This is a genomic window from Acinetobacter thutiue (genome assembly GCF_030385805.1).
GTDB classification, from domain to species: Bacteria; Pseudomonadota; Gammaproteobacteria; order Pseudomonadales; family Moraxellaceae; genus Acinetobacter; species Acinetobacter corruptisaponis.
The window spans coordinates 34,369-58,674 of the sequence record NZ_JAUDZE010000006.1 but is presented as its reverse complement, the minus strand read 5'-3'; the positions used below and the strand labels follow the sequence as shown (position 1 = coordinate 58,674).

Here is a 24,306-nt window from a genome sequence, read left to right as displayed (position 1 = left end):
CAAAAATGTAATTTTTTGCTAAAAATGGTCAGGGTTTTGTAGACAGGGGTGTCTGTTTTTTTATAAAGTGCAGCCGATTCTTTGTACCATGATTATAAAAATGCTTTTTAATATTTTTAATGTATTAGAAAAAATGGGGCTAAGCGCACAAAAACGTGCTGTACACGTACAATTTTCTAATCAAATTCTAAATAGTCAGGTTTTCTTACAACGCATTGAGGGGCAACACCAGCTGAATACAGGGCTGGATGTTGAGTTGATCTGTTTATCCACCAACGCCCATATTGCGCTTAAACAATTCATTGGGGTTCAGGTTGCAGTCGATCAGGTGACTGACTCAGGTCAATTGTTCCGCACCACGGGCATGATTACTGAGGCCAGCTATGGTCAAAGTGATGGGGCGCTGACCTTATATAAACTGATCATGAAAGATGCGACAAGCTTATGGCATAAACGCCGTAATAGCCGTGTTTTCATGAACAAGAGCATCATTGAGGTCACTGAGATTATATTTAAGGAATGGCAGGAAAAAAGTCCACTTTTTGCCACAAGCCTGAGCCTGGATCTGAACGGGTTAAGTCAGAACTATGATATTCGTCCGTTTATCATGCAGCATAATGAATCGGACTATGATTTCCTGACCCGTTTATGGCGCAGTGAAGGCATCAACTGGCTAGTTGATGAAGCCCAACTGTTTGTTCCCCATTTTAGCCTGCCTGTACAGCCACAGAAATTCCGACTGATTGATGACAACAGTCAATATCAGGCTTTGCCGCGCCGCTCTATTCGCTACCATCGGAGTAGTGCGACAGAGCAACAGGACAGCATTACAGGCTTTATTGCCGTGCGTCATTTGCAACCCACTGCGGTGCATGTGCAACGTTGGCAACCAGATGGGCTTGCGCAGGAAGAAGGTGCAGGGTCAGTTGCCACCACCCATATCCATTCAGAGCAGTTTGATTCAGCCAGCCTGAGTCTTGAGCAGGCTTGGCATATCAGTCCCGCATGGATGCAGGACCTGAATGGAGAAGATAACGCAACGGCTTCAGGCCATCACCAACTGGAAAAACTGAACCAGCAATTCAATGATCACCATGCCAGTCAGGCTAAATACTTTAAGGCCTATAGCAGTGTGCGTGACACACAGGTTGGGTATTGGTTTAGCTTGCATGACCACCCTGAAATCGGCCAGCACGAGGGGGCTGATCAGGAGTTTCTGATTACAGGTAAGCATTTCTATAACCAGAATAATTTACCCAAGGACCTCCAGCAACAGGTTGGTCAGCTTTTGACTCAAAGTCGTTGGGATAAACATGGCGATAATGATGTTGAGCGACAGGGCAATGAACTGATCCTGATTCGCCGCTACATCAAGACAGTGCCTGAATATGATCCACAGCAGCATCGTCCAGTTGTCTATCCCCAGCGTGCCAAGGTGGTGGGCCCAGAGGGCGAAACCATCCATGTGGATGAATGGGGGAGAATCAAGGTGCGTTTCTTATTCACCCGAGTCGATGATCATGGGCATGATGGTGGAGCAGGCAGCAATGACAACGACACAGATTCAGCATGGATCGATGTGCTGACTCCTTGGGCGGGTGAGGGCTATGGCGCACGCTTCCTACCGCGTATTGGTGAGGTTGTGGTCATCGACTTTTTTGATGGCAACATTGACCGTCCTTTTGTTACGGGTCGAATCCATGAGGCACAACGCTCTCCGACTAAATTTGATGTGAAAGGACAACTGCCAGACACCAAAAAACTCAGTGGCATCCGCAGTCAGGAGGTCAATGGCAGTGGTTTTAACCAACTACGATTTGACGATACCACAGGCCAGATCAGTACCCAACTGCAAAGCAGCCATGCGGCAACACAGCTGAACCTGGGCAACCTTAGCCATCCCAAGGAACAGGCAACCAGTAATGGTCGTGGTGAGGGCTTTGAGCTTAGAACCGATGCTTGGGGGGCGGTGCGGGCTGGTAAGGGAATGCTGATTAGTACTTATGCGCAGGAACAGGCCATTGCTGACCATCTGGAGGCAGCCCAGGCGCAGTCTCTACTGTCACAGGGTTACGAGAGTATGAAAATGCTGAGTGAGATCGCTGCAAAACAGCAGACTGATGCATTAAATGTGATTAACCGCTTGCCGAAATTTATCCAGTCACTTGAATTAAAAACCACAGGACAGGCATTGGACAGCACGCTGAATCTGTTTAAAGAAAGCGTGAATAAAGATCCAATCCATGCCTTAAAGGATTGTGGGGGTTTTATTGAGGATATTGGTGCACTGGGGGGAGATGCGAAAGGAATCGCGGACGAGTTCAATGCCTTTTTTAATAATGCCAAGGATGCGGTTGAGAACCTGAAAGAGTTTATCGAAAACGTTGAAGAACACGGCACAGATACTGTCAAGGGCAAGCTTGCAAGTATCAAGGATCGAATCTTCCAAAATCCGTTTGAAAGCATTAAGGAAGTTGGAAAAGTTCTGGCCAATGTGGAAATTAAAGACTTTGACTTGATGAGTTCGTGTGGAACGTTTAACAAGGGAAATAAATTAGAGGTTACCCCCTCAAAAGCGTTGAGTTCTCTACAGGGATTTATGGAGGGATATACACAAGGTCTGGAAAACAGCTCAGATACCAAGCAGCAAGAACAGGGTAAAATCTTTAGACAGGCCCTGATGCTTTTGGCATCACCAAATGGGATTGCATTGACCACACCTGAGAATATCATCTTGCAGGCCTCACAGGACATCGCGGAAAGTGCCAGCGGTTCGATTAACCTGAGTGCGCAAAAGAATATCATAGGCCATGCCCAGGACAAGATTAGTCTGTTCGCCGCCCAAAAGGGTTTAAGGGCTTATGCGGCAAAAGGGAAGTTAGAGTTCCAGGCACAGGATGATGCCATTGAAGCAATTGCCAGAAAAGTGATTAAACTCATATCTACTGAAGAAAAGATTGAAATCACCAGTCCAAAAGAGATTGTGTTAACTGCTGGTGGTTCTCAGCTCAAGATTAATGCAGAGGGCGTATTTTCAACAACAGGTGGTAAGTTTGAAAGTAAGGCAGGGCAGCATTTGTTTACTGCGGGGGCAAAAGTTTCATATGAGGTGCCCGAATTGCCTAATACTCCAACTTTTAGTAATCGTTTAGACATTTACGATTTATTTTGGGAAAGTGATTTCAGTCAGCTTAGCTATAAAGTTTTTATTCCTGAAACGAATTCATTTACCTCTGGAACAATAGATGAGCATGGTCGTACAGGAAAAATTAGCACATCAGACCCAACGAAAGTCCAAGTTCTGGTTGGCTCTGATGATGAATGGGGATTGGTAATTGACAGTTTTGATGAAGATGACTTTTTAGAAGATAAAAATGTTGGAAGTAGAGAGTTGAAAATTGATAATAATATAGAAGACAAGGGTTAAAAATGAATAAAAAATCATTAGTTACAATACAAATCCTAGATTTATTTGGTAGCCCAATCTCAAAAGCACAATATGAAGTAAAAAACCAGAGAACTGGTCAAGTTATTGCTGCTGGAGCAACCAACTCTTCTGGGTGTATTGTTGAAATTAGTCGAGATAAGGGCACCACCTTAGATGTTTATATTAAAAGTATGTTTAATGGTTTGATGGTCAAGGTACAAAGTTTTGTAATGTCCAAAGACTGCATGCTGGTAAAAATTACAAGCCCAAAAGTTCTTTTAGATTTAAAAACATTAACAACTCAAGGTAATAATGGGCAATATCAAAGAAAAACTCATGTTGTAAAAAAGGGTGAAACCCTTTTTGGAATAGCTCAAAAAAATCATACAACTGTTCGAGCATTAGAGCGTTTGAATAAAATAGATGACCCAAACAAGATTGGTATTGGGCAAGTTATTAAATTACCAGTGAATATTCCTGCTATAGGAAATAACTCACATCAAGAAAAATCAAAGCCGAAGCTAGAAAATAAACAACCAAAACAAACAGGAGTTACTCCACAAGGCTCTAAAAAACCATTAGCTACAACACAAACAGAAAAAAAGAATGAAGGAATTTTAGGAACAATACAAGAATACGGCAATAAAGCTTTAGATCAAGCAAATGACTTATATGAAGAAGCTAAAAAAGCATTAAATGAAGCAACAGCTACAAAAATAGCTACCGTAGAAGACCGTAGTCAAGAGGGTGGGACTCCTAAAGTAGATACGCCGAATTTATGTAAAACCAATCCACAATGCATTTCAAGCGGAAAGAGTGAGTTAATCCGAGAGATTAATATCCGTTTAGCAGGATTTGGAGGGGCTTTGCCAACTGATGATTTTACAGAGTTGACTGCAAAATGCATTAAGCAGTTTCAACGAGATTATATGGGTGTACCAGAGACGGGGAAAATTTGTGGGTCTGTATTGGTAGCTTTAGATAAGTTTTATGAAGAATACCCTATTGCTAGTTTTATGGGGAAAGCTGCTTGTAATTGTGGCAAATGTTCGGGTTTTGGTAATGGTAAGATGGGGATTGCATCTGGTTCAAACAAAGCAAATGAATATCCAGGACTGCATCGAAGTTTAATATGGATATTAAAGGCTATAAATTTCTATTTAAAAAAAGAATTCAAGGAAAAGAAAATAGAAGTGGCTTATATAGAATCTGGTTATAGATGTATTGAAAATAATAAAGCACATGGAAGAACATCGGTTAATCATATGGGGTTAGCTCTGGATATTCATTTTAATAAGAATGGGAGTAGAACTCGTGAAGTCAATGATATGGAGTTTATCAGAAAAGAGATTATGGCTAAAAAAATGGGAGCATCTGAACAAAGGACAACTAATAAAATTTATTTAGAACCAAAGATTTTTAATAGTGGAGCATCAGGAGCAACTACATGGGTACATTTTGATGTTACAGCATTTGCAGATATATATCTGAATAATGAAAAATTTAAGAAAACTATAGTAGAGTTAAATGGTATTAAATTAGTTGCTCTTGTAAATAGTTTGAAAATTTCTAATATTCTAAGTTGTAGTGGTGTGGTTTCAATACCAAAACTACAAAATAATCTAGTAGATGAATTAGTACTAAGTAATGATGATATTATAGATATTATGAAAGTAACTGAAACTGAAGTGATAAAATTTAAAACAGAGAAATATTTTACCGATCAAGCTGCTGGTGTTGTAGATACTATTATGAATAGAGCCAAGTCAGGTGTATGGGGAAACAGTGTCAGAAGTGTAGTTAATGCTGATAGGCAGTTTTCTAAAATTACAGGTCCTAAAAGTTTAGACCCTTATGGTAGTGTTGAGAAGATGCCAATTTCGGCTATAAGTAATAGAATTAGGAATTTTGTTAATAATTATCTTATCGAGAGAGCGAATGGTAAATCCTCTATCATTGGGGAAAATCTAAACTATGCAAATAAATATTATTCAGATGCAAAAAATAGAAAGGCATGGGTAGATAAATTTCATGATGAAGCAGTAAAAAAAGGTATGATACTTGGTAATGGAACAGCTATACACGCTCATGGTACTACGACTGAACTCAAAAGTAAAATGCCAAAATCTTTTAAAATTGTTCTCCCTAAAAACTTCAAAGGAATTTAATATGTTTAGTAAATATATAGTTAGTACAGGATTGCTATTATTGACATTTGGTTTAACAATATCAGCATGTGCGGATAGTTCATCAGTAAATTGTAATAAAAATACTGTTTATGAAAGTATACAATGTATAGAAAAGGAGAATAAAAAATTAATTATTAAACTTGATAATGAAAAAAATAGAGAAAAAAATGATTATAATGAATGGGTGAAAAAAATAAAAAATAATTGTGAAAGGAAAATAAATTATGTGGCTGGGGAGGGTGCAGGTCTAATTAGAAATCAATGTTATAGAGATGAATATTTATCCAGATTGTCATTTTTAACCACTGGGAAAATAACAAAGGAAGAAAGAAATGTTCATGGTTTGGCAGTAACATATTTACCCTACAATTCAGTTGATCATCTTAAATGCCTTTTGAACAAAGATAAAAATATTTGTTCTAAATTTCATTTGGTGAGTTCATCTGATCTACTTGAATATTATTCGTCTATTTCTCGAAGTTATGGAGATAGTATTATTCTTCCTGAAACAGAAAATGGTAAACAAATTATTATTTCTCCATTTGAAGATAATGAGAATGAGGGTCCAAAACTTGCTATTACAATCATTAATGCTTTTGGTGTGGTGGAAAACAAATTTATTCCAGCAAATAAAAATGTATTAATTGATAAAAATTATAATTTAATTTATATGGAAAATAATAAAGAGAAGCGAGTATCATTAAAATAATAATTTTAGTGAAATACCCGTAATACTCTTTGATAATAAAGATAGTAGTGAGCAAACGGACGTATTATTGGGTGACCAAGTAGTATATGACTCAAAAAAGGGGTAGTATATATATCTTACAAATATTAAAACTTATAAGGATGGAAAAGTTTCTCCATTCCAAGCTGTTTTGAATGTTGATCTAAAATGTATTTCATCGACCTTAGGTTGTGAGAAGACAGTATTTTGATCTGCTGTTAAGAGTAAACCAAGTTCATTTAAAAAGCTCGGCCATAGCCGAGCTTTTTGCTTTAGGTCTCAACAATTCCATCGAGGTCTTCGAAAGTATAATTGTGTGGTACATTCACCATATGTGTTTGAACGCCTTCTTCAATCACTTCACCCACTTCAGGGTATAGCCAGCGGGTAATCTGTTCCGCAACACTGGAATGATACTGAATTTCAAAGTGATTCAGTCCATAAAACACAGCTTTATGTGTTTCGGGTAATTTAAGCTGGAAACGAGGGTTTGGATGTTCTCCCAAAGCACTCTTGACACTGACCAGTGAATCTCCAATCACCTTGAGTGCCTTGTTGCGCAACTTCTCAAACTCCAGTGTTCCCGCGATTAGGAATGTGTTGATATGAGACGGTAATGGTGCAGGTTTGCGGTTGTCGTCCGCAAACCCGATACGTGCGTTATTATGTTCCCAGTCGTCATCACGGACACTACCATAGCGTAGATCCAGAATACCGTTACTACGGATATTGACCAACTGACCAATCAGGTTAATAAAAGGAAATGCGCCAAGTTTATCCTGTAATACAAAACCGAAACGCTCAAGCGCTGCGCCATGGTGAGGTGAACCAATGCAGACCAGATTCTCAACCATATGAACCCATTGATACAGGTTCTGTTTGCCATAGAACAGCGCGCTGCGTGAAACCAGCCCACCCATACTGTGACCAATCAGGTCGATACTGGTGATACGTGGATTGCGTTGCACCAGATCTTCAAGCGTATTGGCAAAACTACGGCCATTGGCGGAAATGCGTCGTCCTGTATTGTAGTTCAGGTACAGCATGGTGTTGTTATCACGCTGTGCCAGTAACCGCTCACCAATGCCGCCATAACGCTGGTTTGACCAGGTTAAATGGTTCATGCACAGACCGTGGGCCAAAATCACCACACGCCCAGTCAACTCACCTTGCTGTAGTGATCCATAATGGTCATACAGCACCATCGGCAAAGCCATTGGATTATGCTGCTTAAGGAAAAAATCCCCAAAGATCCCATTCAGCGCCCCCACCACGAAATGTAGGGTCGGGGTCAGTGGTTTGTCATGTAGGACTGGGAATCGCTCAATGATGCGGCGCAGACTTGGTGCAAGAAAACAGCGACCATATTTCTGGATGGCATCATAGGAAAAATGATAAAACTTTTGTAATTGTGGAAGTTTTTGTAAATTTCTGGCTTTTTGTGCACTTAAACCGAGCGTAGTCCGTAACACTTCAGTTTGTACCAACTGCACCAATTCATGAACCCCACTCAAACTGGTGCTCACAAGTTGTGCCAAACCTTCCAAAACATCTGCCTGACTTGGGGGTGTACGATCCCACTTACAGTAGGTTTCATGCAGAGGTGTTAAACTTGGCATATTAATTTCCCCATCCTTTTGTATATACCGAAGGTTTGATGTTATTCAGTTTAATACTGTTTAGATAAACTACAACAAACGCTTACATCTTATGTCTTTCATAAGTAATTTTTTTAGAATACTGATGAACGGAATACAGTATCGTTTTTTGTGTCCGACAATATGAAGCTTATATGTAATTTATATTGTTATTTGATTAACTGTTGTGCTTAATAATGTGATTTATTTCACTATAAGTCAAGCTGCTGTCTATTTTGGTGCATATGCAAATTATCTATCTACATGGTTTCCGTAGCAACCCCATGTCTAAAAAAGGGCAGCAATTGAGACAATATTGTGCAAACCACGATCAGTCTCAGGTGCATTTACCTGATCTGAACCTATCACCTGATGAAGTGCTGCAAAAAATCTCTGGGTTGATCGTAAGTCTGCCACGTGACCAAGTGGTATTGGTTGGAAGCAGTTTGGGGGGATTTTATGCGACATATTTTGTCGCAAAATATGGATGTCCTGCTGTACTGATCAATCCAGCCATGCAACCATGGCAACTGTTTCAGGATTTGTTTGGAATTGAGCAAATCCCACTCAAGGTGACTGAATCATGGACACTTGATACTGATCAATTGCAGCAACTACAATCAATTGCCAACACCAGACTCAATCATGCTGATAAAATTCTGGTGCTGTTGCAACAAGGCGATGAAGTCTTGGATTATCGTCAGGCACAACGCTATTATAGTGCAGCACAGCCATCCTCGTTGATTCTAACCGACATGGGTGGCAATCATGCAATGGATGATTTTGAAGAAAAACTACCCTTAGTCCTCGAATTTTTATCGGCAGCCCTCCAATAAGGAAGTCAGACCAAGTGACACAATACACGGCACAATCCCTTGAAGTTCTTTCTGGTTTAGACCCAGTTCGTCGTCGTCCAGGCATGTATACCGATACCTCGCGTCCGAACCATTTGGCGCAGGAGGTGATTGATAATGCGGTGGATGAAGCGCTTGCAGGACATGCCAACCAGATCTGTGTCACGGTATATGAAGATGGTTCCCTGTCAGTTGAGGATAATGGCCGTGGCATGCCTGTCGATATCCATCCTGAATATGGACAAAGCGGGATCGAGATTATCCTGACCAAGCTGCATGCGGGCGGAAAGTTCAGTACCGATAACTACCAATTTTCTGGTGGTCTGCATGGTGTAGGTATTTCCGTGGTCAATGCCTTATCCACACGGGTTGAGGTGGCGGTACAACGTCAGGGCAATCTGTATCAGATGGTGTTTGAGCAGGGTGAACCTGTGGCACCTTTATCGGTACTAGAGGGGAAAGTGGCAAAACGTGCCACAGGCACAACCGTTCGCTTTTGGCCAGAAGCCAAGTATTTTGACAGTCCGAAGTTTGCCTTAAAAGCCCTGAAGCATAATTTAAAAGCCAAAGCGGTGTTGGCGGCAGGTTTAAAAATTATTTATATCGATCAAATTAATAATGAAAAGATTGAATGGCAGTTTGAGAATGGTCTAGTCGACTATCTGATGGATGAACTGGAGGATCGGGAGATTTTGCCTGATCCAGCTTTTGTTAGCAGTGGTCAGGCTGAACGTGCAGCCTGTGAGTTTGCGATCTGCTGGAATGTTGAGGGTGGTGAGTCGATTCAGGAAAGTTATGTCAACCTGATTCCAACCGCGCAGGGTGGAACCCATGTCAATGGTTTACGTTCGGGTGTGACTGAGGCCTTGCGTGAGTTCTGTGAGTTACGCAATTTATTACCGCGTAATATGAAACTTTCTGCCGAAGATGTCTGGGATGGGGTGAATTTCATCCTGTCGCTGAAATTTCAGGAGCCGCAATTTTCAGGGCAAACCAAAGAACGTTTGTCCAGCCGTGAAGCATCCAATATCGTGCTGAATATTGCCAAGGATGCATTTGCGCTATGGCTCAACCAGCATGCTGAAATTGCCACGCAACTGGCTGAAATGGCAATTGCCAAGGCTGGACGTCGTTTAAAGGCTGCGAAAAAGGTTGAGCGTAAAAAGATTGTGGCAGGCCCAGCATTACCTGGCAAACTGGCGGATTGTGTGGGTTTGACCCGTGAAGAAAGTGAATTGTTTATTGTCGAGGGTGATTCTGCAGGCGGTAGTGCTAAACAGGCACGTGATAAGAATTTTCAGGCGATTATGCCAATTCGAGGCAAAATCCTAAATACGTGGGAAGTGTCTTCGGATGAAGTGTTGGCTTCACAGGAAGTCCATGATATTGCGATTGCGATTGGGGTTGATCCTGGCAGTGATGATTTATCCGAGTTGCGTTATGGCAAGATTTGTATCCTTGCCGATGCAGATTCGGATGGCCTCCATATTGCGACCTTGCTGTGTGCATTATTCGTAAAGCATTTTCCTGCTTTGGTGGAAGATGGGCATCTGTTTGTGGCAATGCCACCGCTTTATCGTATTGATATTGGTAAGGATGTACATTACGCGCTGGATGATGATGAGCTTGAAACGATTTTGAAAAAGGTCAAGGGCAATAAGAATCCGCAGATCACCCGATTCAAGGGACTGGGTGAGATGAATGCCAGCCAGTTGCGTGAAACCACGATGGACCCAAATACGCGCCGTTTGGTGCAACTCGATCTGGATGATGCACATTTAACAGCAGGTTTGCTGGATAAGTTGCTTGCGAAAAAACGTGCGGCTGACCGTAAGCATTGGTTAGAGCAGAAAGGAAATCTGGCGGATATAGCGGTTTAAATGATTAGTTTAATGGATTAGTCAGCCAAGCTTGCATGCTTGGCTTTTCTTTATCTAGGGTCTAGCTCTATTTAGGATAAATTAATGTGCATCATTTTAGTTCACCACGTATTTTTTGTATGCAATGTTGTATACAAGATGCTGTGATTGTCGAACAATTTTAAATAAAATATAAGTAAAACAATATGTTGAATTGTTGGCATAGAAATTGAATAACTCCACTCAGTAAAAATCACAATATCCATGTGTGGGGAGAAACAAGATGCAAAATAAATTATCAATGTCCGTTCTTATGGCAGCCATGATGGGGGTAGGTCTGGCAGGTTGTTCTAAACCAGCCGAAAAAACAGAAGCAGCAAAAACAGAAACCAAGGCGGCAGCACCAGCCGCAAGCGGTGACACGATTAAGGTGGGGATTCTACATTCACTGTCAGGCACGATGGCGATTTCTGAAACTTCATTAAAAGATACCGCCTTGATGACCATTAATGAAATCAATGCCAATGGTGGGGTACTAGGTAAGAAACTGGAACCTGTGATCGTTGATCCAGCTTCGGATTGGCCGTTGTTTGCAGAGAAAGCGCGTCAGTTGATTACCCAGGATAAAGTCGCGGTGATTTTCGGTTGCTGGACTTCAGTATCACGTAAATCAGTGCTTCCTGTGGTGGAAGAGCTCAATGGCCTATTGTTCTATCCAGTGCAGTATGAGGGTCAGGAACAGTCTAAAAATATTTTCTATACAGGTGCAGCACCGAACCAGCAAGCGATTCCTGCGGTGGAATATTTAATGGGTGATGAGGGTGGCAAGGCACAACGTTTTGTGTTGCTCGGTACTGATTATGTTTATCCACGTACCACCAATAAAATCTTGCGTGCATTCCTGAAATCTAAAGGTGTTGCCGATGCAGACATCATGGAAGAATACACACCATTTGGTCATAGCAACTATCAAACCATCGTTTCCAATATTAAAAAATTCTCTGCGGGTAAAAAGACTGCGGTGATCTCCACCATCAACGGTGATTCAAACGTGCCGTTCTATCGTGAGTTGGGCAATCAGGGTATCAAAGCCTCTGATATTCCTGTGATGGCATTCTCGGTGGGCGAAGAAGAACTACGTGGTATTGATACCAAGCCACTGGTGGGGCATTTGGCGGCATGGAACTATTTCATGTCAGTGAAGAATCCGAAAAATACCGATTTTATTAATAAATTCAAGCAATATGCGGTGGAATACAAACTTCCGAATGCCGACAAGGTTGTGACCAATGATCCGATGGAAGCCACCTATGTCGGTATCAATATGTGGAAGCAGGCGGTTGAAAAAGCAGGTTCGACAGAGGTTGATAAAGTCCGCGATGCTATGGCAGGTCAGACTTTTGCTGCGCCATCGGGTTATACCCTGAAAATGGATGAAACTAATCACCACTTACATAAACCTGTGATGATCGGGCAAATCCGTGGTGATGGCCAATTCGATGTGGTTTACAAAACACCTGAAACGATTAAAGCAGAGCCTTGGAGCCCTTATATTCCTAAATAACTTGCGCATACAACCTGCTGTTTCGGCAGCAGGTTTTTCTTGGTTTTATTTTTTTGATTGATTTAAATAGAAAATATAAGGGGAGTCCTATGGCGAAACACTATGTTTTGGCACTGCTCTGCATCATGGCACAGATGATTTTGAGTCCTGCATGGGCAGAAGCCACATCCGCAACAACCGTGACGTCTACAACTTCTCAGGATGCGATTCAAACTTTTGTAAAATCTGACTTTGCCGCTCGTCGTGCCATGCTGAATCAATGGCCTGCCAGTATTGAACAACTGGATCAGTTGGTGGCGTATTTTGACCAAAATGAGTTATATACCGATGGTTCAGGCAATACCTATATCTTAAAAAACGATGAAAAACTATTAAGTTACCCACAACAACAAGTTTTGGAAACCTGGCCATCAGATTTGTCTCAAGTAACCTTGGTCAATACCTTGCGTAAGGCGCTGAATTTTGGACAGGCCAAAGCCAAACTCAATTCAGATGATGCTTCGCAGCGTTTGGCTGCGGTGGATATTTTAGAAAACAATCTGGATGAGCTGGATGTTGCAACGGTAAAACAGTTGTATCTCAATGAAAAGAGTGAAGCGGTCAAAGCACGTCTCGCACAACTGAAAGCCCGTTTGGATTTTAATAGCCCAGATGAATTTACCAAAATCGAAGCGGTGAAAGTGTTGGCGGATTCCAACCGTCCCGATGTATTGGCATTGATCAATCAAAGTCTGGAACAACCCCAAAACAATGCGACATTAAAAGCGGCTTTGGTCGAAGCACAAAACAAAATTAAAACCCGCATTCAAATCAGTGAGTGGTCTGGGCATATCTTTTCAGGGCTCAGTACCGCCAGTATTTTACTTTTAGCAGCGCTTGGTCTTGCGATTACCTACGGTTTGCTTGGGGTCATCAATATGGCCCATGGTGAGCTGATCATGATCGGGGCATATACCACCTATATGGTGCAAAGCTTTTTTAAAACCCATTTTGCTGGCGTGGTGGATTGGTATTTACTGGCAGCAATTCCAGCGGCATTCCTAGTCAGTGCCTTAATTGGCATGTTGATTGAACGTACAGTGATTCGTCCATTGTATGGTCGCCAACTGGAAACTTTATTAGCCACTTTTGGGGTGAGCTTGATCCTCATGCAAGCGGTTCGCATGATGTTTGGGGCACAAAACGTTGAGGTGTCCAATGTGGCATGGTTGAGTGGCGGGATTGCGATTACACCAAGCCTGATGCTGCCGTATAACCGTATCGCAATTATTGGCTTTACCATTGCGGTGCTGTTGCTGTTGGTATTCTTGCTCAATAAAACACGATTTGGTTTGTTTGTCCGTGCGGTGACGCAAAACCGTCAAATGGCGCGTGCAGTGGGGATTCGTTCGGCACGTATCGATATGCTGGCATTTGGTTTGGGTTCTGGCTTGGCTGGACTGGCAGGCTGTGCCTTGGCGCAGGTGGGTAATGTTGGCCCCGACCTTGGACAAAACTACATTATTGATGCTTTCCTTGTTGTTGTGGTGGGCGGTGTGGGTCAGGTGTGGGGTGCGGTACTTGCAGCATTAGGACTGGGCATCAGCGGTACAGTGTTGGAGATTGGTTTAGGTGCGGTTTTAGCCAAAATTATTCTGTTGGTTCTTGTGATTTTGTTTATCCAAAAGCGTCCACAAGGTTTGTTTGCCATCAAAGGTCGTTTTGTGGAGTAAGCCAATGAAAATCACTTCTTTATTTGCAGATAAGCCCTATAGCGCAATCGCCATTGCAATTTGTTTTGCAGTGTTGCTGACTTTGCCGTGGTTGCATTTGTTATCGCCTGATTCGGCATTTTATCTGTCAGCGTATTGGATTACCCTGATCGGCAAGATCATGTGTCTGGCGTTGGTTGCGCTGGCACTGGATTTGGTCTGGGGCTATGCAGGTATTTTAAGTTTGGGGCATGGTCTATATTTTGCCTTGGGCGGTTATGCCTTTGGCATGTATCTGATGCGCCAATCCGCAGGTGATGGACTGCCTGATTTTATGCGCTTCCTGAGTTGGACGGAATTGCCGTGGTATTGGGTCGGGACTGAACATTTTGCCTGGGCAATGGTTTTGGTGTTACTCATCCCTGCATTAGTTGCCTTTATTTTTGGTTTCTTTGCCTTTCGCTCAAAAATCAAGGGCGTGTATTTCTCGATTATTACCCAAGCCATGACCTTTGCTGCGGCACTGTTGTTTTTCCGCAATGAAACAGGTTTTGGTGGCAATAATGGTTTTACAGGCTTTAAAACGCTGTTGGGCTTTGACATCACTTCTGCACCAATGCGTGCAACACTTTGTTTTGTTACGGCATTAACGTTGATGCTGTGTTTTATCGGTTTGCGTCAATTGATGAACCGTCCTTATGGTCGGGTGCTTGGCGCAATTCGTGACAGCGAAAACCGTTTGCAATATTTGGGTTATCGCACGCTGTGGTACAAGCTATCAGCGTGGGTATTATCTGCCGTGATTGCGGGTATTGCAGGTGCGTTGTATGTGCCACAGGTTGGCATTATCAACCCAAGTGAAATGAATCCAGTCAACTCGATTGAAATGGCGGTGTGGGTTGCCGCAGGGGGGCGTGGCACCTTGATTGGACCGATTCTCGGTGCAGGTTTGATTAATGCGGTGAAAACCTATTTTACCGTGGCAGCACCAGAAGCATGGTTATTGATCTTGGGCGCATTATTTATTGTGGTGACCTTGTTCCTACCGAAAGGTGTAATTGGTGTGTTTGACCGTTTTAAAAAGGAGCGCAGCGAATGAGTGATTTATTAACCAACTCAGCTCAACATGGCGGTCAACTTGGTGAGGGTTATGGGCGGGCCAAAACACAGGGCGCGGATTTTAGTCATGGCATTGCCTTGTATCTGGAAAAAGTCAGTGTCTGGTTTGATTCTTTCCGCGCATTGAATGATTTATCGCTGTATATCGCAGAGGGTGAATTACGTTGCATCATTGGACCAAATGGTGCAGGGAAAACCACGCTCATGGATGTGATTACAGGCAAAACCCGCCCAACCACGGGCACAGCATTTTTTGGGCAGAATTACGATCTTGCCAAAATGAGTACCGAACAAATTGCCGAAGCGGGTATTGGGCGTAAATTCCAAAAACCAACGGTATTTGAAAATTTCAGCGTAATGGAAAATTTACTGTTGGCTGCACCCAGAGATAAACGAGTCAAGAAAAGCTTATTTTCTCGTTTAGACCCAGAAGCACAGTTGGCACTGGATGAAACACTGGAACAAATTCGGTTAAAGGAATTTGTGCAAAAACCAGCAGGATTATTGTCACATGGTCAAAAGCAGTGGCTGGAAATTGGCATGTTGTTGATGCAACGTCCGAAACTGATTTTACTGGATGAACCTGTGGCAGGCATGACCGATGCGGAAACCGAACGTACGGCTGAACTATGTTTGGAACTCAAGAAAAATCATACCCTTGTGGTGGTGGAACATGACATGAGCTTTATTGACACCATCAGCGAAAAGGTCACGGTGTTGGCACAGGGCGCAATCTTGGCAGAGGGCACATTGGCAGAGGTGCAGGCCAATGAAGATGTGATTGAAAAGTATTTAGGACGCTAGGAGACTGCCATGTTAGAAGTGAAAGAAATTAACCAGTTTTATGGTGGCAGTCATATTCTGCGTGACGTGTCTTTATCTGCGCCTGTAGGGGAATGCAGCGTTGTTTTAGGACGTAATGGCGTAGGTAAAACCACATTGCTGAAATGCTTGATGGGGATTTTACCGATTAAGTCAGGACAGATTTTGTTAGACGGCAAAGATATTGCCAAGATGTCTCCTGAGCAACGAGTACGTGCAGGATTGGCCTATGTACCGCAAGGACGAGATATTTTTTCAACTTTGACGGTAGAGGAAAACATCCTGATTGGCATGGCAAAATTTTCAGGCGCAAAAACCCGAAAAGTACCGAGTCATCTCTACGAAATTTTTCCTGTACTTGATGAAATGAAACATCGCCGTGGTGGGGATTTATCGGGTGGTCAGCAGCAGCAGCTTGCGATTGCCCGAGCGTTGGCTTCTGAGCCTAGTGTCTTGATTTTAGATGAACCAACGGAGGGTATTCAGCCCTCGATTATTAAAGATATTGGTCGGGTCATTCGTAAATTAGCAGATCAAGGGGAAATGGCGATAGTCTTGGTAGAGCAGTTTTATGATTTTGCTGAGGAATTAGCAGATAACTATACGGTAATGGCGCGTGGGCAGGTGATTGCACAGGGGCAAGGGGTAGAAATGCCTGAAAAGGGGATTCGGGAGTTGGTGGCGATTTAGTATTACTCATCCTTAGCCATTAAATTAAGATTTATGTAAGGGCTGATCTTAATCAGCCTATTGAGATTAAAGTTTTCATTTTTTCCATTTTGGTATTACTAGAGCGCCAATAATTGGTAGCCATGGTAAAGTTAGTATTGCTGTGTTCCATGTATAAATTCGAATTGGAATAGAGTCTTCCGAGTAGAATCCTTTCCACCAAATAAGTTCTAAAATGCCAATCATAATTAAAGTGGTGAATACAATACTAAATATATAATTAGCATGATAACCATAAATTTTTGAAATGATTAAATCAAGCATCATAAATATTGCAAGAAAGAATACATGACCTATTAAGAACCCAATGATGATAAAAATAGGTGAAATAAATGTTATTAAAGCTATTCCCAATGCATATGAACCACTTGCATTATTAGGCATATGAGGATGACTCAGGTCTTTAATGAATATGAAACAAATGAAAGGGAGAAGATAAACACAAATCCAGAAGCTACGTTTCATAAATGTCTGAATTTTGGAGTTGTTGTATTTTTTGTCGAATGAAGTTTTAATGAAAATCATAAAACCCAAAATGATTGCCAAAATAAAAATTGTTGTAATCAAAGTTTTTCCTCATTATTTGCCAGTATTTTTGTTTTTTGGCGATTAAAAAATAATAAAATAAAATCCTTTATTTTATTATTTTAGACCTATTTCTTCTCCACTTTATAGAATGTCCCACCAGCATAAACATTGTGTCCAAAGCCACAAGAAGATTCGCCATTGTTCTGTTCCACCTCAATTTTTTGACCTAGATTAGGGTCATTAGCAAATTGGAGTTTGATCTGACAGTCTTCATAACGGTAGTTTGCCTGTTTTGCAATGATTGGCATGCTGGTTTCGAACTGCCCCATATTTGGACCATAGATCAGGCCTCTAAGTCCAAAGTAATAGCCATCAAAAGCGATCTGATACTTATTTTGCTTTTTACTGACCTTAATGTAATCCCATTGCCCAAAATCATTGGCTCGAACATAAGTGCCTTGTAGGTCTTTAGATATTTGGGGCTTTGCTAGCTGTTTCAGGTTGTATTGGCTAGTTTTAGAGTCTTTATCTCTTAAAAACCAAACTCTTGCCCATTGGGGTTTGCCTAACTTTGCATAACTCAATCCCACATTATTATTGGCAATTTCAATGTCTCGGTCAGTCACCTGAATACCACTTTCGTCAGCATTCATTTGGCAGAACTGAGCCCATGCAGCTTGATCTTCAAATTGTTTTACTGCTTTGGCATATTGCTTTTGATCGTAAAACTTTTTGCCTGCTTGGGCATATTGTTTCACTTTGGCACAGCCTTGTTGTAATTCTTGTTCAAATGAATCTTCAGCAAAAGTTGAGGCTGAGCCAATTGCTGTCATAACCATCAGGCAAAGTTGAGTTGTTCTCATCATTTTCGATATTTCTAAAGCTGCTTGATATTCATTTTAAACAATCATTGGAAATATATGCTGTGATCTAATTGTTAGCTTGAGAGTTTCAACTGCATCCAGAGCAAATCACGCCATTGACCAAACTTCTGCCCAACCTGTGGCATATAGCCTGTCTGGATAAAGCCAAGCTGTTCATGCAGGACAATAGAACCTGTATTTTCGCTATCAATCGCAGCCACCATGATATGCATGTTTTGTTGTGCTGCGAGATGGATCAACTGCTGCATCAGGGCCTTACCCAAACCTTGGCGTGCATGGCCTGGGACAATAAAAACAGAATGCTCGATACTTTGACGATAACCGCTAATCGCCCGAAAGGCTGAGTAATAGGCATAACCAGCAACTTTGTTATTGAGTTGATCTTCAACCACAATCATTGGAAATTGCTGTTGTTGCATGCTTTGAAAGCGTTGTTGGTATTGTTCTAGACTCACTGCCTGATCATTCCAGTTGGCTGTCCCTGTGAGGATTTCATGATTATAGATCGCGAGAATCTGTGCTAAATCATCCACTGTGGCAAAACGAATCTGATAACGGGGATTCAAGGAGTGTGCTGCAAGCTTAAGACCGAATGACATGAGAAAATAAAAGAAAGTTCACATATTCCGAATATGCGTGATTACAAAAAAAACAGCAAGACGGAGCTTGCTGTTTTTAAACATATTGACTGTTTAGAAGTGGTATTTAACCAAGGCGCTGACATTGTTTTCGTCGCTGCCTTTAATACCAAACTTGTTATTCCAAACCGAGTGTTCAATACCGAGGTACAAACGTGTTTCAGGTGAAATGTGTTTACCGACATTCCACTTATATTGCGTTGTCCAGTTCAGTTCACTGGCATGATCTTTCTCGCCTGTAGACCAGTCAAGGAAACCATCTACGAGGAAATCTTCATTTGATAGTTTAAATGGCAATGCATAAGCAATGGTCATTTGATAGTCATCAGTGGTGTTTTCGTTGTTGGCACGGTAGAAGTTGATGTTCGCATACTGGAAATATGGAATAGCAAGATCGAAGCCTACACCATATAAGAAGTTGTCAAAACTAGAAAAGTCATCGTTATTGCTTTCCCACGTTGTTGAGATCAACACATCTTTAATTGGACCAAAAGCAAGTTTTTGACCCGAAACTTCACCCAGGCTTAAACGTGGAGAGAGTTCGAAATAGGTGCTTTTATGGTCGTCGCCACCGCGCATGCGGTCCATAAAGAAAAATACATCGGCATATTTTACTTTTGCCGCATATTCAACGGTTACAGTTGTCTGTTGCTCATCAACAACTTCATAATTTTCACCGTATAAACCCGTCAGGCTGAAATCCTGCCAGATCGGCTTCGCTTGGGCGAACGCCGCTGTAGATACCAATAAACATGCCGCTGTAAGTTGCTTCAATTGCATTTAAAAATCTCCCCCCAAAAAGGCGTGTAAAGCATACAGGGTATTAAGCAAAAATAAAGCCAAATTTGACCAAATGCTCAAAAGATTTGTATGGAACGGCAAATCAGGAATGAGATGGTATTAGGCCGCTTTTTGATCAGGTTTTCATCAAAATGTCAAAAATCAGCTTGCATATTTGTGATGAAAGACAGATATTGGAATGATAGAAGATCTTCTCCACGACTAAAATGCAACCGATGCAAAGCAAGGAGACCACAGGCATTTACATAATCAGAATATACAACTGCACTGAATGAATGCATGCTCAAAGTGTGCCAGATAACAAAGTTTTGTAGCACCGTCTCACTAGAAAAGAGAGGAAGATATTTATGAATATTGAAATCCGTACAGATAAGAACATTCATGGTAGCGAACGTTTAATCAGTTATGTCCGTGCAGAACTTACGCAAGAATTCCAACGTTATAGCGAACGTATTACACATTTTTCGGTTCATATTAGTGATGAAAATGGGGAGAAATCGGGCGATCATGACAAGCGTTGCATGATCGAGGCTCGTCCAGCAGGCCTAAAACCTGTTGCGGTAACGCATAAAGCGACCAATATTGATGCATCCATTCATGGTGCGATTGATAAGCTGAAACGCAGTCTGGAACATTTATATGAGAAAAAAGACCACCACCGTGGTGGCTTGCCAGAATATGTTGATGTCGATGATGACATAGACCTCAAAGAAGCATAGGCAGATATGCATAAAAAAAGCCCAAAGTGGGCTTTTTTTATGTGTGTATCAAATTTATACATGATTTTTGGGCTGTTTTATAAAATCCTGTTGGGATATTCGGCATAATAGAGCCATTCAAATATTGTGAGAGCTGGTCATGTTAAGTAAGCAACAGCAGGCCTTGGTGCAAGCCATACAACAACTCGATCTGGACCAGGTGCAGTCTTTACTTGCTGATGGGCTTGACCCGAACTTTATTGACCCAGAGCATGGATTTCCTGTTTCCATTTTATGTGATGGTCTGTTTGTCTGGTGGGAGAATGTCTGTGAGGCCTACGAGGCTGGCAAACCGTTTACTGATGCAGAGAAGCAACATCAGCTGAAAGTTTATCTGGAGATTTTAGAGGCGCTGATTCAGGCCAAGGCAAACCTGCATTTATGGGATGCCGAGGAATTTTATGGACCACTGTGGGATGCGGCAAGCTCGGCCTGTGTGCCTGTGGTACAGCGTCTACTGGATGAAAAGGTTGATCCGAATACCCGTGATGAAGAGGGCCTCACCATTTTGTCATCCATTAGCCAGTTATTCTTTGACTGCGATTTTGATGAAATTGACTGGTCGGAGTCCTTGCAGGAAGAGCGCGAAACACTAGAATTACTACGTCGCCATGGCGCAAAAATGTCAAAAGAGTTAACGGCATAAGCCTAGCCAGTAGAATGAAAAAGGGGAGAATGATGAAAACACTTCAAACATTGGGCTTTATTGCAGCCTCAATGATGGTCAGTACAACTTTTGCGGCGGATTTTTCTTTTGATCGCCCTGGGGCTGGCATGGGCACGGGGATTACACCAGTGGGCCATCTGGCCTGGGAACAGGGATTGCCCTCTGTCAGCTATCAGCAGGACAATGTCGCTGGGGCAAAAGACAAAACCCTGACACTCAATGCTGACATGCTGTTGCGCACAGGTTTAACCGATGGCCTTGAACTCCAGTTGGGCTGGCAGGGACCTGTCTGGCAGCAAAACAAATATGCGGGCATGAAAAAGGAAACCCATGGTTTGGGTGATGTCAGCATTGGCTTGAAAAAGGCTATTGACCTCAAGGATGACCGTTTAAGCATGGCCTTGCTGGCTGAGGCGGTTATTGCAACGGGCAATGACGAGTTCACTGCACATGACGACATCTATAGCCTGACTTCGGCAGTGGCGTATGAGCTGAGTGACTTGGTTGGTACCTCCATTACCATGCGTTATGAGGCGCAGAACAGTGATTGGGCAGTCACCGCCGTTCCGACCATTGACTATAAAATTGCAGGTAAATTGTCTGGTTTCTCAGAATTTATCTACCGTAAGGCGGAAAGCCAGGACTATGAATATGGTTTAGGCACGGGTCTGGTTTATGCCATCAATGACCGTGCCCAGCTGGATGCCAGTGTCGGGGTCGATTTAAATGGCAGTGGCAAAAGCTACAACGGTGGTTTTGGCGTTTCGGTCCTATTCTAATCAAACCTCTCTCCATGTGCCTCCCTTGAATTCCTGTTGACCTCATAGGGAGTGCTGGAGAGACAGCAGAGAAAACATAATGAAAAAGTGTGTTCAGGGCGGCTACAGTTTCCAGCTGATCCGTTATTTTCTTGGCAGTTTACTGTTGTTATGTGGGACGGTCATCCATGCCCAAGACAATGTTTCAGCGCCATTGCTCAGCCCAGAACAGGCATTTACATTTTCGGTTGAATCGACCAAAAACAATGAAGCGCGTCTGCACTGGACCATTCAGCCCAACTATTATTTGTATCAACACAAATTTGAAGTTCAGCAGGGCAATAAAGCGGTCGCCTTGAATTTACCCAAGGCGGTTGACCAGTATGATGAGAATTTTGGTCATACCCAAGTGTATTACCAGCAGGTTGAATTCAGTATTGCTACACAGGCATCGCAACATTATCGGGTGAGCTGGCAAGGCTGTGCCAAAGACCGTATCTGCTATCCACCGCAAAACATTGAGTTCCAGACCGATGCTGATGGTTTGGTCAGCGTGGAAAATACAGGTTTAAACTCACAAAAACGCTTTCTGGATGTCGCCCGTTCCGCCAATGCCTTAAATGCCCAGACAGCCGCAAATGACAGGGTGGAAACATCAGATGCTACCGTGTCTGTATCTTCCAACAATTCAACTGGCATGGCGCAAGACCAGAAATGGTCAAGCACGCTGGAACAACATTCCCTTGCCTATAGCCTGTTGTTGTTTCTGGGTTTGGGTATTTTACTGGCGTTTACACCGTGTTCGTTGCCGATGCTGCCGATTCTCACCTCATTGATTATCCGTGAGCATAAAGGGGTGAAGGCATGGACAATTGCACTGACCTTTGTGGTGAGTATGGCGATGGTCTATGCGGTGCTTGGCCTGATCGCCTCGGCGGCTGGACTGAACTTTCAGCGCTGGTTGCAGCAGCCTGCCACACTGGTGGCCTTTAGCCTGTTGTTTGTACTGTTCGCCTTAAACCTGTTTGGCCTGTTTGAGATCAAGCTACCGCAAAAACTGCTTAATCGGCTGGACCATATGCAGTCGGTACAGCAGGGTGGAACCCTGATTGGCGCCAGTGTCATGGGCATGATCTCTGCCTTGCTGGTCGGGCCGTGTATGACCGCACCCTTGGCAGGAACACTCCTGTTTATTTCCCAGACCCAAAACCAGTGGCAGGGCGCATTATTGCTGTTTACGCTGGGTTTTGGCATGGGGATTCCACTGTTGCTTGCCAGCGTGTTAGGTGCGAAAGCCTTGCCGAAAGCGGGGGAGTGGATGCATCAGATTAAGGTGATTTTCGCCTTTCTGATGCTGGCACTGAGTATTTATTTTATTCGTCCCTTGTTGCCAGAGTTGGCAATTCAGGTAATTAGTCTGATTTTAGGTTTGGCCTTTATTGGTTATGCTGTGTACCGTCTCTTTGTGAAAAAGGGACAATTGCAGTGGTTGTATGCATTGCTGCTCATCATTGCAATTCCGTTTCTTGCCTTTAACCAATATCAGCATATGCAAAACCTGAGCACAGTGCAGGCAGAGAAACTGGCGGAATGGCATGTGGCACAAACCGCCGATGAATTTCAGCAGATACTGGCCAATGCGCCAAAAGATCGCGGTATGATTATTGACGTGTATGCCGACTGGTGTGTGGCATGTCAGCCGATTGAACATCGCATCTTAAAGGATGCTGAGGTGCAACAGGCTTTAGCTCCTTACTATTTGATTAAACTGGATTTAAGCCATTATGATGCCTCACATCAGGCACTGCTCAATCAATGGGATATTTTAGGTCCACCGACCTATCTATTCCTGAATCTGCAACAACAGGAAATCCGCCCGCTCCGTTTGACAGGCGCATTTAAAAAGAACGAATTATTACAACAACTCACGGCATTTAAAGGAAAATTATAAGCATGTATACCTTATTGATTGGCAATAAAAACTATTCAACCTGGTCAATGCGTCCATGGATTTTATTGAAGCAGGCGGGTATTTCCTTTCAGGAGCATTGGGTTCAATTCGACAGCTTTGAAGCGGATAGCCAGTTTAAGACAGAAATTTTAAAGCTGAACCCAACAGGTAAGGTTCCCGTGCTGGTGGATGGGGAACTGGTGGTTTGGGACAGTCTGGCCATCTGTGAATATGTGGCTGAGCAACACCCCGAAAAGGCGCTGTTACCGCAGGATAAAACATTACGGGCAAAGGCGCGTTGCATCAGTGCTGAGATGCACAGCAGTTTCCAGACCTTACGCAATCTTTGTCCAATGAATGTTGAGGCGGATTTGGCACATATTGGCAGGCAGCTTTGGGTGGACAATGCCCAGCTCCGTGCAGATGTGGCACGGATTGAGCAAATCTGGTCTGAACGTCCAGCTGAGGACAGCTTTTTATGTGGTGAGTTTAGCCTTGCCGATGCGTTTTATGTACCTGTGGTGATGCGCTTTGAGTGTTTTAAGCTGCCATTATCGGCGTCAAGCCAAGCCTATATGCAAAAGATATTGTCTTTGGCATCCGTGCAGCAATGGATTGCGGAAGCCAGACAGGAGCAGATGTTTGTGGCGTTTGATGAGCCTTATCGAAAACGTCGTGGTGAATATCTAAAGCCCTAGAAATC

General features: G+C 42.8%; 20 protein-coding genes and 1 pseudogene. 16 read left to right on the top strand and 5 right to left on the bottom strand.

Annotated elements, in window-relative coordinates; all coding sequences use genetic code 11:
• Positions 1 to 100: 100 nt before the first annotated feature.
• The 4 genes and pseudogenes from QTA56_RS12715 to QTA56_RS12700 all read left to right on the top strand — a co-directional run.
• Positions 101 to 3,427 (top strand): type VI secretion system Vgr family protein, encoded by a 3,327-nt coding sequence (locus QTA56_RS12715; protein ID WP_267981310.1) that lies wholly within the window; start codon positions 101 to 103, stop codon positions 3,425 to 3,427.
• 2 nt (positions 3,428 to 3,429) lie between these two features.
• Positions 3,430 to 5,595, top strand: coding sequence for a LysM peptidoglycan-binding domain-containing protein (locus tag QTA56_RS12710; protein ID WP_267981309.1), 2,166 nt, complete (start codon positions 3,430 to 3,432; stop codon positions 5,593 to 5,595).
• A 1-nt stretch (position 5,596) separates the two neighbouring features.
• Positions 5,597 to 6,325 (top strand): hypothetical protein, encoded by a 729-nt coding sequence (locus QTA56_RS12705; RefSeq protein WP_267981308.1) that lies wholly within the window; start codon positions 5,597 to 5,599, stop codon positions 6,323 to 6,325.
• Positions 6,321 to 6,554: pseudogene (locus tag QTA56_RS12700) on the top strand (hypothetical protein); the annotation flags it as partial. The gene QTA56_RS12705 and the pseudogene QTA56_RS12700, both read left to right, overlap by 5 nt.
• Before the next feature lie 61 nt (positions 6,555 to 6,615).
• Here the strand turns inward: QTA56_RS12700 and QTA56_RS12695 are convergent.
• On the bottom strand, positions 6,616 to 7,962 hold the full coding sequence (locus tag QTA56_RS12695) for a PGAP1-like alpha/beta domain-containing protein (RefSeq protein WP_267981307.1): 1,347 nt from the start codon (positions 7,960 to 7,962) through the stop codon (positions 6,616 to 6,618).
• Positions 7,963 to 8,225: 263 nt separating this feature from the next.
• Here QTA56_RS12695 and QTA56_RS12690 point away from each other — a divergent pair, with 263 nt between their 5' ends.
• From QTA56_RS12690 to urtE, 7 genes are all read left to right on the top strand, one after another.
• Entirely contained in the window at positions 8,226 to 8,816 is a 591-nt protein-coding gene (locus QTA56_RS12690; protein WP_267981306.1) for a YqiA/YcfP family alpha/beta fold hydrolase, read from the top strand.
• 14 nt (positions 8,817 to 8,830) lie between these two features.
• Positions 8,831 to 10,714, top strand: coding sequence for a DNA topoisomerase IV subunit B (gene parE / locus QTA56_RS12685; RefSeq protein WP_267981305.1), 1,884 nt, complete (start codon positions 8,831 to 8,833; stop codon positions 10,712 to 10,714).
• A gap of 262 nt (positions 10,715 to 10,976) precedes the next feature.
• Positions 10,977 to 12,257 carry an urea ABC transporter substrate-binding protein gene (gene urtA / locus QTA56_RS12680; RefSeq protein ID WP_267981304.1) on the top strand — a complete coding sequence of 427 codons (1,281 nt, stop codon included), beginning with the start codon at positions 10,977 to 10,979 and terminating at the stop codon, positions 12,255 to 12,257.
• An 89-nt stretch (positions 12,258 to 12,346) separates the two neighbouring features.
• Entirely contained in the window at positions 12,347 to 13,969 is a 1,623-nt protein-coding gene (urtB, locus tag QTA56_RS12675; protein ID WP_267981303.1) for an urea ABC transporter permease subunit UrtB, read from the top strand.
• A gap of 4 nt (positions 13,970 to 13,973) precedes the next feature.
• Positions 13,974 to 15,047 (top strand): urea ABC transporter permease subunit UrtC, encoded by a 1,074-nt coding sequence (urtC, locus tag QTA56_RS12670; protein ID WP_267981302.1) that lies wholly within the window; start codon positions 13,974 to 13,976, stop codon positions 15,045 to 15,047.
• Positions 15,044 to 15,871 (top strand): urea ABC transporter ATP-binding protein UrtD, encoded by an 828-nt coding sequence (gene urtD, locus QTA56_RS12665; RefSeq protein WP_267981301.1) that lies wholly within the window; start codon positions 15,044 to 15,046, stop codon positions 15,869 to 15,871. The genes urtC and urtD overlap by 4 nt, the downstream gene beginning before the upstream one ends.
• 9 nt (positions 15,872 to 15,880) lie before the next feature.
• The gene (urtE, locus tag QTA56_RS12660; protein ID WP_267981300.1) at positions 15,881 to 16,579 is read left to right on the top strand and encodes an urea ABC transporter ATP-binding subunit UrtE; all 699 of its coding nucleotides are present in this window, start codon (positions 15,881 to 15,883) and stop codon (positions 16,577 to 16,579) included.
• 75 nt (positions 16,580 to 16,654) lie between these two features.
• Here urtE and QTA56_RS12655 read toward each other — a convergent pair whose 3' ends face one another.
• The 4 genes from QTA56_RS12655 to QTA56_RS12640 all read right to left on the bottom strand — a co-directional run bounded on the left by QTA56_RS12655 (position 16,655) and on the right by QTA56_RS12640 (position 19,448).
• The gene (locus QTA56_RS12655; RefSeq protein WP_267981299.1) at positions 16,655 to 17,002 is read right to left on the bottom strand and encodes a hypothetical protein; all 348 of its coding nucleotides are present in this window, start codon (positions 17,000 to 17,002) and stop codon (positions 16,655 to 16,657) included.
• Between the two features lie 269 nt (positions 17,003 to 17,271).
• Complete coding sequence (locus QTA56_RS12650) at positions 17,272 to 18,012, bottom strand: hypothetical protein (protein ID WP_267981298.1); 741 nt, start codon at positions 18,010 to 18,012, stop codon at positions 17,272 to 17,274.
• Positions 18,013 to 18,083: 71 nt separating this feature from the next.
• The gene (locus QTA56_RS12645; protein WP_267981297.1) at positions 18,084 to 18,629 is read right to left on the bottom strand and encodes a GNAT family N-acetyltransferase; all 546 of its coding nucleotides are present in this window, start codon (positions 18,627 to 18,629) and stop codon (positions 18,084 to 18,086) included.
• A 93-nt stretch (positions 18,630 to 18,722) separates the two neighbouring features.
• Entirely contained in the window at positions 18,723 to 19,448 is a 726-nt protein-coding gene (locus QTA56_RS12640; RefSeq protein ID WP_267981296.1) for an outer membrane protein OmpK, read from the bottom strand.
• 368 nt (positions 19,449 to 19,816) lie between these two features.
• On the opposite strand from QTA56_RS12640, the gene QTA56_RS12635 reads away from it, so the two are divergent.
• The 5 genes from QTA56_RS12635 to QTA56_RS12615 all read left to right on the top strand — a co-directional run bounded on the left by QTA56_RS12635 (position 19,817) and on the right by QTA56_RS12615 (position 24,301).
• Positions 19,817 to 20,188 (top strand): HPF/RaiA family ribosome-associated protein, encoded by a 372-nt coding sequence (locus QTA56_RS12635; protein ID WP_267981295.1) that lies wholly within the window; start codon positions 19,817 to 19,819, stop codon positions 20,186 to 20,188.
• 139 nt (positions 20,189 to 20,327) lie between these two features.
• Positions 20,328 to 20,873: an ankyrin repeat domain-containing protein gene (locus QTA56_RS12630; RefSeq protein ID WP_267981294.1), complete on the top strand. Its 546-nt coding sequence runs from the start codon at positions 20,328 to 20,330 to the stop codon at positions 20,871 to 20,873.
• 32 nt (positions 20,874 to 20,905) lie between these two features.
• Positions 20,906 to 21,673 carry a transporter gene (locus tag QTA56_RS12625; RefSeq protein ID WP_267981293.1) on the top strand — a complete coding sequence of 256 codons (768 nt, stop codon included), beginning with the start codon at positions 20,906 to 20,908 and terminating at the stop codon, positions 21,671 to 21,673.
• Positions 21,674 to 21,752: 79 nt separating this feature from the next.
• On the top strand, positions 21,753 to 23,603 hold the full coding sequence (gene dsbD, locus QTA56_RS12620; protein ID WP_267981292.1) for a protein-disulfide reductase DsbD: 1,851 nt from the start codon (positions 21,753 to 21,755) through the stop codon (positions 23,601 to 23,603).
• Between the two features lie 2 nt (positions 23,604 to 23,605).
• Positions 23,606 to 24,301 (top strand): glutathione S-transferase family protein, encoded by a 696-nt coding sequence (locus QTA56_RS12615; protein ID WP_267981291.1) that lies wholly within the window; start codon positions 23,606 to 23,608, stop codon positions 24,299 to 24,301.
• Positions 24,302 to 24,306 lie beyond the last annotated feature (5 nt).

Bases quoted from the DNA above. Each gene is read 5' to 3' on its own strand.
- QTA56_RS12635 (WP_267981295.1), top strand. From the start codon at position 19,817: ATGAATATTGAAATCCGTACAGATAAGAACATTCATGGTAGCGAACGT.
- urtC (WP_267981302.1), top strand. From the start codon at position 13,974: ATGAAAATCACTTCTTTATTTGCAGATAAGCCCTATAGCGCAATCGCC.
- QTA56_RS12710 (WP_267981309.1), top strand. From the start codon at position 3,430: ATGAATAAAAAATCATTAGTTACAATACAAATCCTAGATTTATTTGGT.
- urtB (WP_267981303.1), top strand. From the start codon at position 12,347: ATGGCGAAACACTATGTTTTGGCACTGCTCTGCATCATGGCACAGATG.
- QTA56_RS12715 (WP_267981310.1), top strand. From the start codon at position 101: ATGCTTTTTAATATTTTTAATGTATTAGAAAAAATGGGGCTAAGCGCA.
- QTA56_RS12645 (WP_267981297.1), bottom strand. From the start codon at position 18,629: ATGTCATTCGGTCTTAAGCTTGCAGCACACTCCTTGAATCCCCGTTAT.
- urtA (WP_267981304.1), top strand. From the start codon at position 10,977: ATGCAAAATAAATTATCAATGTCCGTTCTTATGGCAGCCATGATGGGG.
- QTA56_RS12705 (WP_267981308.1), top strand. From the start codon at position 5,597: ATGTTTAGTAAATATATAGTTAGTACAGGATTGCTATTATTGACATTT.
- QTA56_RS12690 (WP_267981306.1), top strand. From the start codon at position 8,226: ATGCAAATTATCTATCTACATGGTTTCCGTAGCAACCCCATGTCTAAA.
- urtE (WP_267981300.1), top strand. From the start codon at position 15,881: ATGTTAGAAGTGAAAGAAATTAACCAGTTTTATGGTGGCAGTCATATT.
- urtD (WP_267981301.1), top strand. From the start codon at position 15,044: ATGAGTGATTTATTAACCAACTCAGCTCAACATGGCGGTCAACTTGGT.
- dsbD (WP_267981292.1), top strand. From the start codon at position 21,753: ATGAAAAAGTGTGTTCAGGGCGGCTACAGTTTCCAGCTGATCCGTTAT.
- QTA56_RS12640 (WP_267981296.1), bottom strand. From the start codon at position 19,448: ATGCAATTGAAGCAACTTACAGCGGCATGTTTATTGGTATCTACAGCG.
- QTA56_RS12625 (WP_267981293.1), top strand. From the start codon at position 20,906: ATGAAAACACTTCAAACATTGGGCTTTATTGCAGCCTCAATGATGGTC.
- QTA56_RS12650 (WP_267981298.1), bottom strand. From the start codon at position 18,012: ATGATGAGAACAACTCAACTTTGCCTGATGGTTATGACAGCAATTGGC.
- QTA56_RS12630 (WP_267981294.1), top strand. From the start codon at position 20,328: ATGTTAAGTAAGCAACAGCAGGCCTTGGTGCAAGCCATACAACAACTC.
- QTA56_RS12615 (WP_267981291.1), top strand. From the start codon at position 23,606: ATGTATACCTTATTGATTGGCAATAAAAACTATTCAACCTGGTCAATG.
- QTA56_RS12655 (WP_267981299.1), bottom strand. From the start codon at position 17,002: ATGCCTAATAATGCAAGTGGTTCATATGCATTGGGAATAGCTTTAATA.
- QTA56_RS12695 (WP_267981307.1), bottom strand. From the start codon at position 7,962: ATGCCAAGTTTAACACCTCTGCATGAAACCTACTGTAAGTGGGATCGT.